Source organism: Dokdonia sinensis (assembly GCF_003688895.1).
Taxonomy (GTDB): Bacteria; Bacteroidota; Bacteroidia; order Flavobacteriales; family Flavobacteriaceae; genus Dokdonia; species Dokdonia sinensis.
Map to the genome: position 1 here is coordinate 1 of NZ_REFV01000002.1, position 16,167 is coordinate 16,167.

Sequence of the window (16,167 nt, forward strand, 5' to 3'; positions counted from 1 at the left end):
TCTGTGTCTCACCAGCTGTACCCGCAAACGTAAGTGTTTCAGATACAATCGCCGTGTAGTCCATATCTGCAGTTGTCGCAGTACCATCGGCTGTATTCACATCTACCGTGAACCCGCCGTCAACAGCGTTGTCGAGCGTAGCAGTAAAAGTTAGATCACCGTCGTCCTCGTTACCAGATACATTCTCGATCGTAACCATTGCCATATCATTATCAGTAATAGTATACGTTATCGCTGCAGAGGCAGCCGTTCCTGGCCCTGCTCCATCAGCATCTGTTACTGCAATAGTAAAATCTTCATCGGCCTCTACAACCATATCATTCGTTACAGAAACTGTGAAGCTTTGTGTGTTTGTTCCATTTCCTATATCTACACTTGCAGTTACTACATAGTCGTCTCCGGCGGTAGTGGATACATCTGTAAAAGTTAATGGTACCGTTACAGCAGCTCCTGTGTTATTTTGTCCATTTGTTATATTTACAGATGCTGTAGGCTGGACGCTTTCATCATTTGTAGTCATTCCGTCTGCAACTATTTCAAATTCATAGTTTTCCGTAGTAAAAGTTCCTGGTACTTGTATGGCAGCACCTCCTGTATTTGCTCCCGTGCTACCACAATCTGTCTGCACCCAAATTTGATATTCAATACCTGGTCGTAAACCATCTACAGTCAAAGAAGTTACCGTTTCTGGGTTTGTTGGGTTAACCCCATTCGTAGCCGCTCCAGCTTCTGGTGCTGGCATATCTGCAATTACATCAGCCTCTGTAATTGTCGTTGAGGCAGGATATATTTTTACAATAAAGCGATCACCCATCTCGATATTAGGAGTAGGTAATGTCCAGCTTACATCAAAAGAACTTGCCTCTTGACCTGTTGTAGGAGTTGCCATAGGAGAATCTACTGGAGGACAAGGAGGCATCGTAAACGATGCAAAACTAAAAAACTCGCCATTTACAAAATCTCTTCCCGTAGCAGAGTATGTCCCTGCGCTTAAAGTCATTAAGACCGGGGTTGCCGTTGCAAGGTCTGCTCCTTGTAATAAGTATAAGTTTCCATCAGATCCTGCTGGGAAAGCAGGTAAGTCTGCAGCGTCTACAGAAACAGTAGTGTTGTTTGCATCGACAGCTAGTTCTGTGGTTCTCCATCCTCTATTGAGTCTTTGGTAATTTAAAGGTGCTCCTGCTCCTAAGGCACCATACGTGAGTGTCCCAGCATCTGCCGCCCAGAAAAGGTATGAACCATCTGTAAGTGCATCAGACATTGTTACAATACCGCCTGGCGGTGTTGATGTCTGTTGGTCAAGCTCTGCACCAGTATCTAAAGCAATACCCGCAACACTATTTATGTAGGGTGCTGTAGGAGTAAATACTGTAGCTCCCGTACCATTGAGATAATCTCCATCTTTCAGGATTCCATATTTTATAGATAAATAAGATTCTATTTGTGCTCTTTCGGCTACCGTGTTTTGTGAATATATGATAACCTCAGCAATACGACCGTCAAAAAAATCAACCGCTCCGGTAGTTTCTCTTGCTCCTAAGCGATGTACATTCATGGGGCTCGCTGCGGCTGTAAGAGGCCAATTAGTATTTCCTCCTGCAGCTGTCCCATTAAAAAAGTATTCGACATTTACGTTAGCCGTGTTTACAGTACTTTGCTGAAAAGTAGTAGAGACTAAAGTAGGCGAATTTACTGGCAGACCAGGATTACTATTTGCTGTGGTCCCTGTACCATCTTGATCCAAATAAATACTCCCTCCTGTCTGCAAGAGGTATTGAATAGAACCAAAACCCCCATTCTGACCTCCTATAATACTTCTAAAGGTAGTAGTATTATCTGGCTCTAAAACTACATAGATAGCGTGATCTTGAGCCACTCCATCAAATCCTAAATTAGAATCAAGGTTGTAATATTGTGAACTACCACTAAACTCCACAGCATTATTGCCGTTAATGGCATTTGCCACCGTAATAGGTGTGCCAACTGTAGTTAAGGTAACATTTCCAGATTGATCTGTCCAGGCAGCTCCACCCTGACCTGCGTCTAGCCACATTTCAAGACCTGTCCCGACGCCCCCAGGGGATTGTCCCTGCATTGCCTGAACTCCGAAAATGGAAATCAGGACAATGAGCATTTTCATTAAAGTAATTTTTCTCATAATCAATTCATTAAGTTAAATAAGTAAGTAAATGTCATTATGCTCAAAACCTAAATATGTAATATCACACTACGTACGTAATGCGCTACAACTAATTATAATTTTGAACATCTAAAATTAGAATGTTTTTAGGGGTAAGATTACATTCCTCTTAGGACTTGTGAAGTTAAAAAATATTTAGGTTGTTTTTTTATGCAGCTGCATAGCAGAACCTTATCTCCTAAAAATAAGCAAACGGTAATCAAAGAGTCAATGACTTAAAAAAGTATTCTTCTAAAAAGTGAATAAAGTCAATGTAGAGCAGCAACGAGCTTATATTTAACACCTTACATTTTTTCTAAATATCAACAATTTTGTAAGACGCTGACCTTCAAAACACCGACGAAATGCTTATTTTTTTAACATTTTTTTAACACAAACGACACAATATTACTCGCCCCTATAATTCGTAGAGCTATCGGTGAAACGCTGTTTTTGTCGATAAAAAGCGTTTTCTTGACAACATAAAAATGGCATAGGTTTTCTTTAAATGGTTTATTGCATGGTAGTTAAACTTCCAAATAAAAATGCGTCTAGCTTTTTCGAAAAAGCGCACAAAAATCCCGCAACACTTGCGCATTGCGGGATTTAATTATTATTTAATTCTAATTATTCCTTAATCGCGGCTATCCCTGGCAATGTCTTTCCTTCCAGCATTTCCAGCATCGCGCCACCGCCAGTAGAGACATAACTTACTTTATGCTCAAAGCCAAACTGCTTTACCGCAGCCACGCTATCGCCTCCTCCTACCAGAGAAAAGGCACCATTTTTAGTCGCGGCGGCAATACTGTTGCCTAGTGCAATAGTTCCTTTTGAAAAAGTTTCCATTTCAAACACACCTAGGGGGCCGTTCCAGAGGATCGTTTTTGCACGTTGCACAACGGTGTCAAAATTTTCGCGTGATTTTGGTCCTGCGTCCAGTCCTTGCCAGCCATCTTCTATTGCTGTAATATCCATCACCTTTGTATTTGCATCGTTTGCAAAATCGTCTGCTGCAACTACATCTACTGGGATATGAATTTTTACTCCTTTTTCTTCGGCTTTTTTAAGAATTTCTAAGGCAAGTTCTTGTTTATCGTCTTCGCATATAGAATCTCCTACTTTTCCGCCCTGCGCTTTTATAAACGTAAAGGACATCCCGCCGCCTATGATCATCTCATCCACTTTATCCAGAATATTTTCTATCACCGTAATCTTAGAAGACACCTTTGAGCCTCCTAAAATGGCAAGTACAGGTTTCTCACTATTGTTGAGGACACGATCTAAACTTTCGATTTCCTTAGCCAGTAATGCCCCAAAGCATTTACTTTCGGCATTAAAATATTGTGCTACTACCGTGGTAGAGGCGTGTGCACGGTGTGCTGTCCCGAAGGCATCGTTTACATAAATGTCGCCTAGTTGTGATAACGCTTTCGCGAAAGCGGAATCCCCCGCAGTCTCCTCTTTATGAAATCTTAGGTTTTCCAGCAACAAGATTTTTCCCATTTCAAGATCTGCAGCTGCCTGTTCTACCCGCTCGCCCACACAATTATCTACAAAATTAACCTCTACCCCAATAATCTCAGAAATCGCCGAACATATCTGAACTAGTGAAAACTCATCCTCTTGCGCTTTAGGCCTACCCAAGTGGGACATCAATATTGCTGCACCCCCATCTTCTAGGATTTTTATGATCGTCGGTTTTGCCGCAACGATACGTGTAGTATCTGTAATCTTCCCGTTTTCGTCCAGAGGAACATTAAAATCTACACGGATTAAAGCCTTCTTATTCTCAAAATTGATATCGTGGATTGTTTTCATAACTGCTGTGTTTACTCGCAAATATAAAAGAAGTGGTTCATTAAAAACGTTGCCGTTCTGTTATATTTGCCCTAATGCTTTTCTCAAACGTTATAGGACAGGATTTTCTTAAAAATCATCTTACCACTAGTGTAGATGCGGGCCGTGTTGCGCACGCTCAACTTTTTGTAGGCGCTGCTGGGTCTGGGGTTTTACCTATGGCGATTGCTTATGCACAATATATTCTGTGTGGCAACGCTCAAGGCGAAAACAATACCGGAAACGGTAGCTGTAACTTAAAATTTGACCAGCTAGCGCACCCGGATTTGCACTTTGTATATCCCGTAGCAACTACTACTTCAATAAAAAGTCATCCGGTTTCTAAGCATTTTGCGCAAGAGTGGCGAGAATTTGTGCTCCAAAATCCCTACGGAGACCTTTTTGAGTGGCACCAGCATATAGGTATTGAGAAAAAACAAGGACAAATAGGTGTAGACGAGGCGGCAGATATTAATAAGGCACTCTCCCTTAAGGCCTATGAAGGTGGCTACAAAGTGATGATTCTCTGGATGGTGGAAAAAATGAATACCGCTGCGTCTAACAAGTTGCTTAAACTTATAGAAGAGCCTCCTGCAAAAACTCTTTTTATCCTCATTGCCGAAAATGAGGACAATATCATAGACACCATAAAATCGAGATGTCAAGTCCTCCATTTCCCAAAACTAAGCAGCGCACAAATCGCACAAAAATTAATTGCGGCTGAAAATGTTGATCCAGCTACCGCACATAAAATTGCACACCAAGCACAAGGAGATTTTAATAAGGCGCAGCATATTTTACATCGTGATGGCGACGATATTCAGTTTGAAGAATGGTTTGTGACTTGGGTGCGAGCAGCCTTCCGAGCTAAGGGAAGAAAAGAAAGTGTTCTGGACCTCCTAAAATGGAGCGAACTGATTGCAAAAACAGGACGTGAAACACAGAAGAATTTTCTAGAATATTGTGTTCAATTTTTCCGCCAAGCGATGCTCTTAAATTACAAGATAGACGACCTCGTTTTTTTAGAACCCAAAACACAATTTGATCTCTCAAAATTTGCTCCATTCGTTCACGGAAATAATATCCTGGACATCGTAAAAGAGCTTCAGGATGCATCTTATCACATCGAAAGAAACGGTAATGCAAAAATTATTTTAGCCGATCTCTCCATTAAACTTACAAGACTTCTTCACAAGAAATCTATTTGAAATTCAATTGATTAGAAGTTTTTTTAGTTTTGGCTAAAAAAAACATTACCCAAGACTTACGTTTTTCTTACCCGCTATCCGGTACTTTTATACCTCCATAAAACTCAAAATTTTATAGTCCATTGTTTATCATACACTTTGAAAAAATCTGGACTTTTAAACAAGCCTTGGGCTTCTATTTATTTGCCAAATTCACATCGCTGTTTTAAAAATTTTTAATACTTCAAATTGGCAAAAAGAAATTCATTTTTATATCTATTATCTACCAAATATTAGACTCTGATTAAATAGATATTAACTTAAAATCACGAATAAAAAAAGCGTGGCTTATACCACGCTTTTTACTCTGAGATTTACCTAGGTTACTCCTTATCTTCTGTGTCTTTTTCCTCCTTTTTTATAGGAGCGGCACCGTTCATTTCGGCTAGGATTTTACTTGTAAGATTCATTTCTTCTTTTCCATAAAGAACGCTTCCGGCATCGTTAGAACCATAGATATATGTGTAGCCATTTTCTTTTCCGTAGCTCTTAACTTTCTCTTTTACCTTTGTAATGAGGCTGTCTATTACGCGCTGGCTTTCCATCTGGAGCTGTCCCATTTTCATTTGTCGCTCTTGTTGTAATTGCTGGCTCTCAGCGCTTAACTGATTGTAAAGCTCCTCTTGCTTTGCCCTAGACATTGATGCGGCATTTGTCTGAAATTGTTTGCCTTTTATTTCAAAAGCATCCATTTTAAGCTGTAAATCTGCGAGAATTTGATCATTTTGAGCTGTGAAGCGTTCTTTTGCGTCCTTTAGAACGTTGTACTCCATAAGTAACTCCTCAGTATCTACAAATCCTGTCTTTTCTGTCTGACAAGAAAAGGATACAATGGCCACTAGACCTAATAAAAATATTTTTTTCATTTGTTTGTTTTTATATGAATTGTATAACAAGGCGCAAAAATACTTCGATTGTTCCGTGTATCCGAAGAAAATAGAATAATTAATCACTATAAGTAAAAACTATTCCTAAAAAAGCACCACATAACTACTAGCTATTACAATTTGCCTCGTAGGAGCTGCACAGGTGGTGGTTCTAAAAAGTGAAGGGTACTTTTACGACTGGGTGCTAATTATGCGCTTAAAACGGCTCTTTTTATGATTCCTCGTGTTTTATCGCATAAATAAGAGAAGAATACGCTCCAGATTTATTTGCTAAACGATTAGAGCGCCAGCCACGTCTAAAAGCGCTCAAAAAATTCATCTTTCCATTCTTGTACTTTTCTGATAGTAGTGCAACATAGAAAGCGTCAAATTTCATAGGGTGTTCTCTTACAACCTCTAGGTGATGTTCTTTGAAAAGAGACGCTATTGCTTTGTTTGAAAAATGATACAAGTGTCGAGGTACATCATAAGCTGCCCAATACTCTCCGTAATGGTTTGCATCGTGTGATTCAAAATTTGGAACTGCGACAAAACAATATCCTGAATTAGTCAGGTGCTTTTTTATCCATTCTATCTGTTTTTCTAAGTCATAGACGTGCTCCAAAACATGCCACAATGTGATACAGTCGTATTTTGTATTTGCAGTTGGAAGATCTGGTTGAGTAATCACACCTTTTTTTTCGGCTAATGCTCGAGCGTTTTTGTCTGGTTCGATGCCTAGCACTTCCCACTTATCTTTAGACATGTAAAAAGCAAAATCTCCAGTACCTGCTCCTATATCAATAAGAGAATTCTTATTTTTTAGATAAGAGTTTATGAGCTTACGCTTTTGCGAAAGCGTATATCGTTTCACGATTTGATACATCCATTCTGTAAGATTTCGCTTGTTATCGGTATGTGATATATAATCTTCGCTAGCGTAATAAGACGGCAACTTTTCTTTAGAAGGCTTAGGTTCTGTTACAAACATATTCTTGCTTTCATCATATCGAAGCAAGAATCTTTCTCCTGAAACGGAATGGTCTTTTACTTTAAAATCTTTACGCATAAGCATTGTTCCACGTGAAACGTAAAAAATTATCTCCCCATATAAACTAGCATAACGCTAATATCAGAAGGAGAAACACCGCTCACCCTTGATGCTTGAGAAATGGTTGCGGGTTTAATTTTTGAGAGTTTTTCCCTTGCTTCATATGAAAGTGATTTTAACTTGGAATAGTCAAAATTCTCAGGAATTTTTATATTTTCTAACCGTTGAAGTTTGTCAGCATTTGCTTTTTCCTTTGCTATATATCCAGCGTATTTTACACGTATTTCTGCTTGCTCAAGCACATCTTTATCTAGCTTGTGCTCATCGATGTACGCTGCTACTTTGTCAAACTTCTTTATGTCTTCCAAATTGATTTGCGGTCTAGAAAACACTTTTATCATTTTGTCAGACTGTCGCATAGGTGAGGATCCTCGTTCTTCTAAAAGGTCATTTACCTCTTCTGGAAGGATGCTGGTGTCTTCAAAATACTTTACTAATTTATCTGCCTCTTCATATTTTATCTCCATACGCTTGAGGCGCTCATCAGATGCCAGACCTATGCTGTTAGAGCGAGGTGTTAACCTTTCGTCTGCATTATCCTGACGAAGCAGTGTTCTATACTCGGCTCGAGAGGTGAACATTCTGTAAGGTTCTTCCGTTCCTTTTGTAATCAAATCGTCTATCAATACCCCTATGTAAGCTTCATCACGCTGAAGCATAAATGGATCTTTCTCGTGCACTTTTAAGTGTGCATTTATTCCAGCCATAAGACCCTGAGAAGCGGCTTCCTCGTATCCTGTAGTACCATTAATCTGACCAGCGAAGTAGAGCCCACTTACTAACTTAGTTTCTAATGTATGTCGTAATTGCGTGGGTGGAAAATAATCGTATTCTATAGCGTATCCAGGTCTAAAAAACTTTACATTCTCAAAACCTGCTACTGAGCTCAATGCTTTAAATTGTACATCCTCTGGTAGTGATGTAGAGAAACCATTTATGTAATACTCTACTGTATCCCATCCTTCGGGCTCAACAAAAAGCTGATGCCTATCCTTATCTGCAAAGCGATTAATTTTATCTTCTATAGACGGACAGTATCGTGGGCCCGTGCTTTGAATTCTTCCATTAAACATAGGAGAACGATCAAATCCCTCACGCAACAAATCGTGAACCTCAGGGGAGGTATAACTCATATGACAATCCCTCTGTTGAGTGAGCGGTTTTGTACTATCACTATAACTAAATTTCTCAGGCACCTCATCTCCAGGCTGAACAACCATCTTGCTAAAGTCTAAAGATCTTCCGTCTACCCTTGGTGGAGTTCCAGTTTTCATTCTGCCGGAATCAAAACCAAAATCGAGTAGTTGCTCTGTGATACCAGTTGCAGCTCTCTCACCTGCCCTACCTCCGCCAAACTGTTTCTCACCTATATGGATTAAACCATTAAGAAAAGTACCATTAGTTAACACAACAGATCTCGCTCTAACTTCAATTCCTAATGAAGTTCTGACACCAACAACCTCATCACCTTCAACGATAAGGCTACTCACCATCTCTTGATAAAAATCCAGGTTTTTTGTGCCCTCCAATTTTAACCTCCACGTTTCCGCAAAACGCATTCTATCACTCTGCACTCTAGGCGACCACATTGCAGGACCCTTAGACTTGTTAAGCATTTTAAACTGAATCGCTGTCTCGTCAGAAACAATACCACTGTATCCACCGAGCGCATCTATCTCACGCACTATTTGTCCCTTAGCAATACCCCCCATTGCAGGATTACAGGACATTTGTGCTATAGTCTGAAGATTCATCGTTATAAGAAGTGTTTTACTTCCCAGGTTGGCAGCCGCCGCTGCAGCTTCACAACCAGCGTGGCCAGCACCAACCACAATTACATCATAAGTATCTCTAAAAAGGCTCATTGTTTCACGTGGAACATTATGCTTTCGCGAAAGCGTTAGTAATTTACAAAGATAAGGTCTTAGCGCATATTTCCTTAACTTAGCGATTCTTATTAAAAACTACACCTTATGAAAAAGATAATGCTACTCCTAGTGGTGTGCTGTTTAGGCATATCACTTGTTAAGGCTCAAGACGGACCCAGCTTTGTCACAAGCCCAATGTCATTTAAAAAATCGCTACCACTCAAGCTGTTGTCAGAAAATACGGACAAGTCTGCAATTTCAAAAAAGCCACAAACTGTTCCAAATAATTTTAAGACAACGGAACCCGTAAACCCTAATGCGCTTCCATTAGGTCTAGATCCAGCTCTACAGACCGAGGGAGGAAGAATCAACACCAGAGAACCTATTCAAAACTTTGCTGGTGTTGGATCAAACGGAGGGATTTTTCCGCCAGATCCTTCGGGAGCAGTAGGACCTAATCATTATGTACAAATGGTAAACCGTCAGTATCTTATTACAGATAAGGAAGGGAACACTCTTGTACCACCCACATCCCTCAACGCTCTTTTTACAATAGGAAATGGAGATCCCATAGTCTTGTATGATCGCTTTGCTGATAGGTGGCTCCTAAGCGAGTTTCGGGTAGACCGCGATGCGCAAAATAGACCTATCATAAACACTATCAAAATTGCGATATCTGAAACTCCTGACCCTACGGGATCTTACTTTATATATGAGTACCAGTTTGATAGTTTTCCAGATTATTTCAAAATCGGGATATGGCATGACGGTTACTACTTTACAGCTAACAAGAGACAAGGAGATGCAGTATTTGTGATCAACAGAGATATGCTGCTCATAGGCGACCCTAGCGCACAGCTTATTGGATTTGATGTTCCTTCTATTGGCACATCTAATCAAAGTATTTTTGCACCTGGGCCGATAAATGCTATGGGACCAGAATTACCACCAGCATCTGCACCAGGAATGATTACATACTTTCAGGATGATAATTTTGCCGGCATCGAAGAAGATCATCTCAAAATTTGGGAAATCGATGTCGATTGGAATCAAACAGGAAACTCCACTATCTCAGCTCCTATAGAATTACCGACGGAACCTTTTGATACTTTCTTTGCGGCATTTGGCGAAGGAGACATAGAACAACCAAACACATCTAGTAGAATAGATGCTGTATGGGGAGCTTTAATGTATCAAGTTCAATATAGACAATTCAGCGACCACAACTCCATTGTTCTTAATCACACCGTAGACGTAGACGACACTCTTTTAGGAGGCATACGTTGGTACGAATTAAGACAAAATGAGGTAGGATCGCCTTGGAGTATTTTCCAACAGGGTACTTTTTCTCCAGATGACCAAAGTAGATTTATGGGTAGCATTGCTATAGATGGAGATGGTGCTATAGGACTAGCTTATTCTGTTTCTGGTTCCTCTGTATTTCCGTCTTTAAGGTATACTGGCCGCTTTGAAGGGGATCCTTTAGGACAAATGACCGTTGCAGAACAAACCATTATAGATGGTACTAGATCACAAAATGGAGCCACTAGATTTGGAGATTACTCGCAACTTACCATAGACCCTACAGACGACTTAACATTTTGGTTTACAGGAGAATACTTTGCTGGAGGGCTATGGAGAACGCGCGTTGCTTCATTTAAGATAAATGAAGAATTTACAAATGATGTAGGCGTCGCTGAACTCATTACCCCTCAAAACGGGAACCTTAGCGCAACTGAAACGATCTCTGTTACTTTAAGAAATTACGGAACTTCTGACCAAACTGGAATTCCAGTATCATATAGTATAAATGGAGGCACTCCCATTACTGAGGTATTTACAGGAACCATTTCTGGTGGGGACGATGCAACCTTTACTTTTACTGCACCAGCAGATTTTTCTGGAGCGGGAGCAGACTTTGATTTAGAATTGAGCACAGGCTTAGTGACAGATGAGGCTCCCTTTAACGATGCAATAACACCAGTAGTTCGCAACTTATTCTCTGATGATGTTGGCGTATTGCGCATCGTGGGGCCCAGAAATGATGATGATCTGAACCAAGAGAATATACAGGTCATTCTTACTAATAATGGAAGCGACCCACAAACAGCATTTAATATAAGTTACCGTATTAATGGAGGATCTGTTACTACGCAATCCTTTCCAGGAACACTTAACTCCGAAGAGACAGCTCCCTTTACATTTTCTGTCGCAGGAGATTTTTCTAACGAAGGCCCTTATGATTTAGAGGTGTTTACAGCACTTGCATCTGACCAAGACTCAAGCAATGATTCTCAAACAAAACGCATTATACACCAAGATTGTATTCCTACTTCGACAGGAACTAATGATAATAATGGGTGTGCAGCAGATGGCCTAAAAAACTTTGAACTCGGTACCATTAAGAATATTTCTGGTTGTAATAATGATGGCCCTGGAGTAGGCTATGCAGACTTCACATTTATAAGTACGGATCTCGATCGTTCTATAAGTACTTATGATGTAACGGCTCGCTCTGGATTTGCACCAGAAGCCCTCTCTTTATGGATAGATTTTAACGACAACGGCGTCTTTGAGGTTTCAGAACAGTTGTTATCTGATGAAACTATAACACAGGCAAATGTCGACCAAGTATTCGCACTAACCATCCCGACCGATGCAGCAATAGGGGTACATACACTTCGTGTTAAAGCCATTGACCCAGACGGAACGGGTACTGATATAAATGATCCTTGTGGTAACGTGCAATGGGGAGAAACAGAAGATTATACTGTAAATATCGTAGACCAAACTTTAGGTCTAGGTGATTTTGCAATTACGGCAGATCAATTTAGAGTCATTCCTTTGGGCAATAAGACTTATGAGGTAGTTTTAGATCTTGCCTTTGAGCTTAATGAGGAACTTACCTTAGACATTCATAATATTGCAGGGCAACGTATCGCTAGCCAAAAAATTGAATATAAAAATGGTGCTTACGCTACTCAGTTAAATTTAAACACCGCTACTGGTGTGTATCTTGCAATTGTAGGAAACACACAAATTAATACTTCGAAAAAATTTGTAGTTAGATAATTATTTTAAACTCCACGTAGATTATATCAAAAATGGCTTCGCACTGATAGCGAAGCCATTTTTTATTTACCATACTTTAAAACGATTTAGAAAGCTTTATTCAAATAATAGTCTTCCTTGTCACGCATCTCCTTAGCTTGATCTTCCGTTTTATCTTTGTAACCACAATAATGTAAAATTCCGTGCACGAGTACGCGAAAAAATTCTTCTTTAAAAGCCGCCTTAAAGGTTTTTGCGTTTTCTTCGACTCTTTGTGTGCTCACGTAAATATCCCCGCTTAAAACGGCTCCTTGCGAGTAATCAAAGCTTATGATGTCCGTATAGGTGTCGTGATTAAGAAAGTCCATATTTATTTTGTGTAAGTACTCATCGTCACAGAAAATATAGTTGATTTCGCCCAACTCTTTTTCTTCTGCGGCGATCACTTTTTCTAACCACGCTTTCGCGAAAGCGGACTCCTCAAACTCAAAATTATTCTCACTATGAAACTCAATCATTATCTTTCTTAAAATAGTCCTGTACCCTTTTTTTGTATTCGTCCTTAAGCGGAAGGGTTTTTCTGTTCAAAATCTCAGTCGTATTGAAATACTTCTTTGCTTTTTCCTGAGCCGAATTTACAGGATTTGCATACTGCTTCAGGTTCGTGTTTGACTCTCTTTTCTCCTCCTCGCCTTGCTGAAATGCAGCCTCCTTTAACTTTAAAAGTTCGTGCTGTAATTGCGTCATACGCTCCATCGTCTCGTTGCTGAATCCTTTATCTAGCAACTGTTGCTCAACCTCTTCCATATCTCGAGCTAGCTTTTGAGCATCCTCGCCCAGTCCCTGACGTTGTATCTCATCCTCTAACTGCTTGCGAAGCTTTTGCTGTTCTTTGTAAATTTCATAAAGGAGACCTTGCTCATACTCATCTCCTTCCTGTCCTTCTCCTTCTCCACGGCCATCCTTACCTGGTTGATTCCCTTTTCCATCCTTTCCTCGACCGTCTCCCTCTCCTTGTCCTTCTCCCTCTCCCTGACCTTCGCCTTCACCTTGTCCCTCTCCTTCGCCCTCGCCAGGCTTTTCTCCTTGTCCAGGTTTTTTACCTTCTCCTGGCTTCTCTCCTTCCCCCTCTCCAGGTTTTTCTCCTTCTCCAGGCTTCTCACCGGGCTTCTTGCCTTGTTGCATTTTTTTATTAAGTTCTTCCTGGCTTTGAATTATGTCTGGCAACTGCATTCCTTGACCTTCTCCCTCTCCTTCACCCTGTCCAGACATCATCTGGTTTTGCATACTATTTAACATTTGACTTAAAAGGTCTGCGAGCGTGTTTGCTCCTGAAACTACATATTGCTGACTGCTGACTCCTTGTATGACTTGGTTTTCAGCAAGTCGTTCTAGGGATTTGTCTAGGTTGTAGTCTATTTCGGTAAGCGACTCGTTTATAACCTCTGAGAGTTTCACTTGGCGCAACGATAACGCGTAAAGACTATCATCCACGTGTTTGAAATTCTGTTTTAAAACATTTTGACGGCGAAGTTTCTTTGCAAAATTTGGATTCTTATCATCCATCACCTTAAAGTCTCCCATTAATGCTTCCTCTTCAAACGAAAAGACTAATAAGTTGTCCAAAATCTTGCGTAGCATTTCTGCATCCTCCTTCATAGATTCTCCTCCAGAAGATTGCATTCCAGATTGCATTTTCTGACCCATTTGCTTCATCTTCTCGGCCGCTTTTTTCTGACTCTTCTTTGCGGCACTTTTATCTTGCGGCTTACCGGATTCCTTTTCTTTTTGTTCCTGCTTTTCTAGTTCCTCTGTTGCTTCTTTCTGTTCCTTATTAATTTCGTCCTGTTTCTTCTCGTCAGAAGGAAGTTCCATTGGCTTTTTTAGGTCCTGATTCTCCTCCTCTAAGGATTTCATATCCTCTTCCAGCTTTTTAAACTCCTCGTTAAGTTTTTCTTGTTCCTCCTTTGTATTCTCCTTGCCGTCTTTCTCACTTAACTTTTCTTGCTTTTCGGCGAGTTTCTGGAGATCTCTGGCAATCTTTTCGGCTTTTTTCTGTACGTAATATCGTTTTGTGAGCTCAAGCATTTGCTCAAGGTTGCGCTTGTTATTCTTGTTTTGCTTTGCTAGTTTCTCTAACTTTTCTGAGAGTTCCTCTTTGCTTATTTTCTCACGGAGTTCTTCCAGTTCTTTAAGCAATTTCTCATCCTCCTTAGCCTTCTTCTCCATACGCTCAAGACGTTCCTTGAGAAGCTCCTTTTCCTCATCAGTTTTAGGCTCATTCTTCTGGAATTCGTCCAAATTCTCTTTGAGCTGTTTTGAGAAATCCTTCATCATCTCCTCTTGTTGTTCTTGACGTTTTAGGAAATTCTCAAGCTTTTTCTGGTCGTTAAAGTTGAGCTCCTTCTTCTCTTTCTGGAGGCGGGAAAGCTCCTCAAGCTCCTTTTCCCTATCCTTCATTTTTTGAAGAGACTTGTCTAGCTCATTTATGGATTTTTCTTGCTGTTCTAACTGCTGACGCTCGAGTTCGGTTTCGGTTAAACTCACGAAGCTAAATACCGTACTCTTTGTGCTCTTATAATTATGAATTGCATCGTTGTCAAAAACCTCAAAGTAATACTCGTAATTTACACCTTCTTCCAACTTTAAGGTGTCAGGAAAGGCGTAGGTAAACTGGTCTACATTCCCCCCGCTTATTGGGATGCGCTTATTAATACGCTCTTTAGATTCTGACGGATAATACACGAGTTGTAATTTAGAAAGCCCGTAGTCGTCACTTATTTTTCCATAGAAATAGTTTTGTTGTCTTGTGACAGAATCTACTTTGACATCAAGATCCATTTGAGGATACTCGTCCTTGATTACCTGCAAGTTATAGGCAAGGTTTTCGTAGTTTTTTAAGTTTTCATTGCTAGTGCTTACCTCATAGGTCGTTGTGTTGTAGATTCTTTTTGACAAACTGAAACTTGGAGTGTCTCCGCTTTCGCGCAAAGCGAAATCGAACACCGTATCCTTGAGCACTAAATCTACCGCTGTCGTTTGTCTCGTGTCCATTACCCAAGTCACGTTTGTTCCTTCTGGAATTACTGCATTACCTGTGTTCTTTACCACTTCAGTCGCCTTACGGGTGTGGTTGGGGTAATTCAACTCCATATTGAAATTGACCAGCACTGGGACTTCAAGAACGTCAATGGTATAGGGTTTTGAAACCACTTTATTTGCCTGCAAAAAGAATGAAATATCCTGATTGGGCTGTTCGAAAACAAAACTGTATTCCCCTACTGCTTCCTGCTGTAAAAAGTATACTTCGTCATTAAAATGGATAGTCGCATCCTCTGGAACGACGTCTCCTACGGTTCTTATTTTAACTTTAAAATCTTTATTCTCGATAGCCTGCAGGGACTCATTTACAACGAAAAAACTAAACGGTGCAGGCGGTTCATAAGCCTCATTATAATTCACTACGCGTTCATAACTAGAAGAAAACACCTTGTCTTTTCCAGCATAATTTGCAACAAGGAAAACCACCACGGGAATGGCGGCATACTTTAAATACTTTTTGTTCTTTTTAAAATCAATAGCCAGGCTAAAAGGAATGGGTTCGAGTGCAGCACTTTTTTGTTCTATACTCGCCAGCATTAATTCTGAGTCGTGAGAGGTGCTCCTCAATTGTAAGGTGTTGACAAGTTTGTCGCTCACTTCTGGAAAGTGATTGCCTATCATTGTGGCGGCATCTTTGTAGTCGATACCTTTAGAAAGTTTGAAAAGTCGTGTTAATGGTAACACAACAAACTTGGCCAAAAGTCCTATTTCCACAGCAATAAATGCCCAAAACAAGACCGTTCTTCCCGCTGGACTGAGCCAGAAAAAATACTCAATGAGCAGGGTAACTAGGAAGTACATCACACCAAAAGCAAAGAACAAGATAATTCCCCGCAGCAGTTCATTTGTATAGTATTTTCTAATGAAGCCCTCGAGCTTCTTTTCTATGATTTCAAATCTATTCATC

Annotated in this window: 9 protein-coding genes; 2 read left to right on the forward strand and 7 right to left on the reverse strand. The window is 40.3% G+C overall.

Annotated elements, in window-relative coordinates; translation table 11 throughout:
• Together EAX61_RS02025 and EAX61_RS02030 are read right to left on the reverse strand one after the other, a co-directional pair.
• Window positions 1-2,158, reverse strand: a 2,158-nt coding sequence (locus EAX61_RS02025) for a DUF8202 domain-containing protein (RefSeq protein ID WP_201739403.1), incomplete at its 3' end; no start/stop codon positions are given.
• Window positions 2,159-2,806: 648 nt separating this feature from the next.
• Window positions 2,807-3,997, reverse strand: coding sequence for a phosphoglycerate kinase (locus tag EAX61_RS02030; RefSeq protein WP_121916001.1), 1,191 nt, complete (start codon window positions 3,995-3,997; stop codon window positions 2,807-2,809).
• Window positions 3,998-4,071: 74 nt separating this feature from the next.
• Here EAX61_RS02030 and EAX61_RS02035 point away from each other — a divergent pair, with 74 nt between their 5' ends.
• The gene (locus tag EAX61_RS02035; protein ID WP_121916002.1) at window positions 4,072-5,223 is read left to right on the forward strand and encodes a DNA polymerase III subunit; all 1,152 of its coding nucleotides are present in this window, start codon (window positions 4,072-4,074) and stop codon (window positions 5,221-5,223) included.
• A gap of 362 nt (window positions 5,224-5,585) precedes the next feature.
• Here the strand turns inward: EAX61_RS02035 and EAX61_RS02040 are convergent, their stop codons facing one another.
• From EAX61_RS02040 to mnmG, 3 genes are all read right to left on the reverse strand, one after another.
• Window positions 5,586-6,128 carry an OmpH/Skp family outer membrane protein gene (locus EAX61_RS02040; protein ID WP_121916003.1) on the reverse strand — a complete coding sequence of 181 codons (543 nt, stop codon included), beginning with the start codon at window positions 6,126-6,128 and terminating at the stop codon, window positions 5,586-5,588.
• 232 nt (window positions 6,129-6,360) lie between these two features.
• Window positions 6,361-7,197 (reverse strand): class I SAM-dependent methyltransferase, encoded by an 837-nt coding sequence (locus EAX61_RS02045; protein ID WP_121916327.1) that lies wholly within the window; start codon window positions 7,195-7,197, stop codon window positions 6,361-6,363.
• Window positions 7,198-7,226: 29 nt separating this feature from the next.
• Window positions 7,227-9,104, reverse strand: a complete 1,878-nt coding sequence (mnmG, locus tag EAX61_RS02050; RefSeq protein ID WP_121916004.1) for a tRNA uridine-5-carboxymethylaminomethyl(34) synthesis enzyme MnmG — start codon at window positions 9,102-9,104, stop codon at window positions 7,227-7,229.
• Between the two features lie 108 nt (window positions 9,105-9,212).
• Here mnmG and EAX61_RS02055 point away from each other — a divergent pair, with 108 nt between their 5' ends.
• Window positions 9,213-12,179: a GEVED domain-containing protein gene (locus EAX61_RS02055; protein ID WP_121916005.1), complete on the forward strand. Its 2,967-nt coding sequence runs from the start codon at window positions 9,213-9,215 to the stop codon at window positions 12,177-12,179.
• A gap of 86 nt (window positions 12,180-12,265) precedes the next feature.
• On the opposite strand, the gene ybeY is transcribed toward EAX61_RS02055, so the two are convergent.
• Both ybeY and EAX61_RS16400 read right to left on the reverse strand, forming a co-directional pair.
• Window positions 12,266-12,676, reverse strand: coding sequence for an rRNA maturation RNase YbeY (ybeY, locus tag EAX61_RS02060; RefSeq protein ID WP_121916006.1), 411 nt, complete (start codon window positions 12,674-12,676; stop codon window positions 12,266-12,268).
• Window positions 12,669-16,166 carry a DUF4175 family protein gene (locus tag EAX61_RS16400; protein WP_161555169.1) on the reverse strand — a complete coding sequence of 1,166 codons (3,498 nt, stop codon included), beginning with the start codon at window positions 16,164-16,166 and terminating at the stop codon, window positions 12,669-12,671. The genes ybeY and EAX61_RS16400 overlap by 8 nt, the downstream gene beginning before the upstream one ends.
• Window position 16,167: the final 1 nt, after the last annotated feature.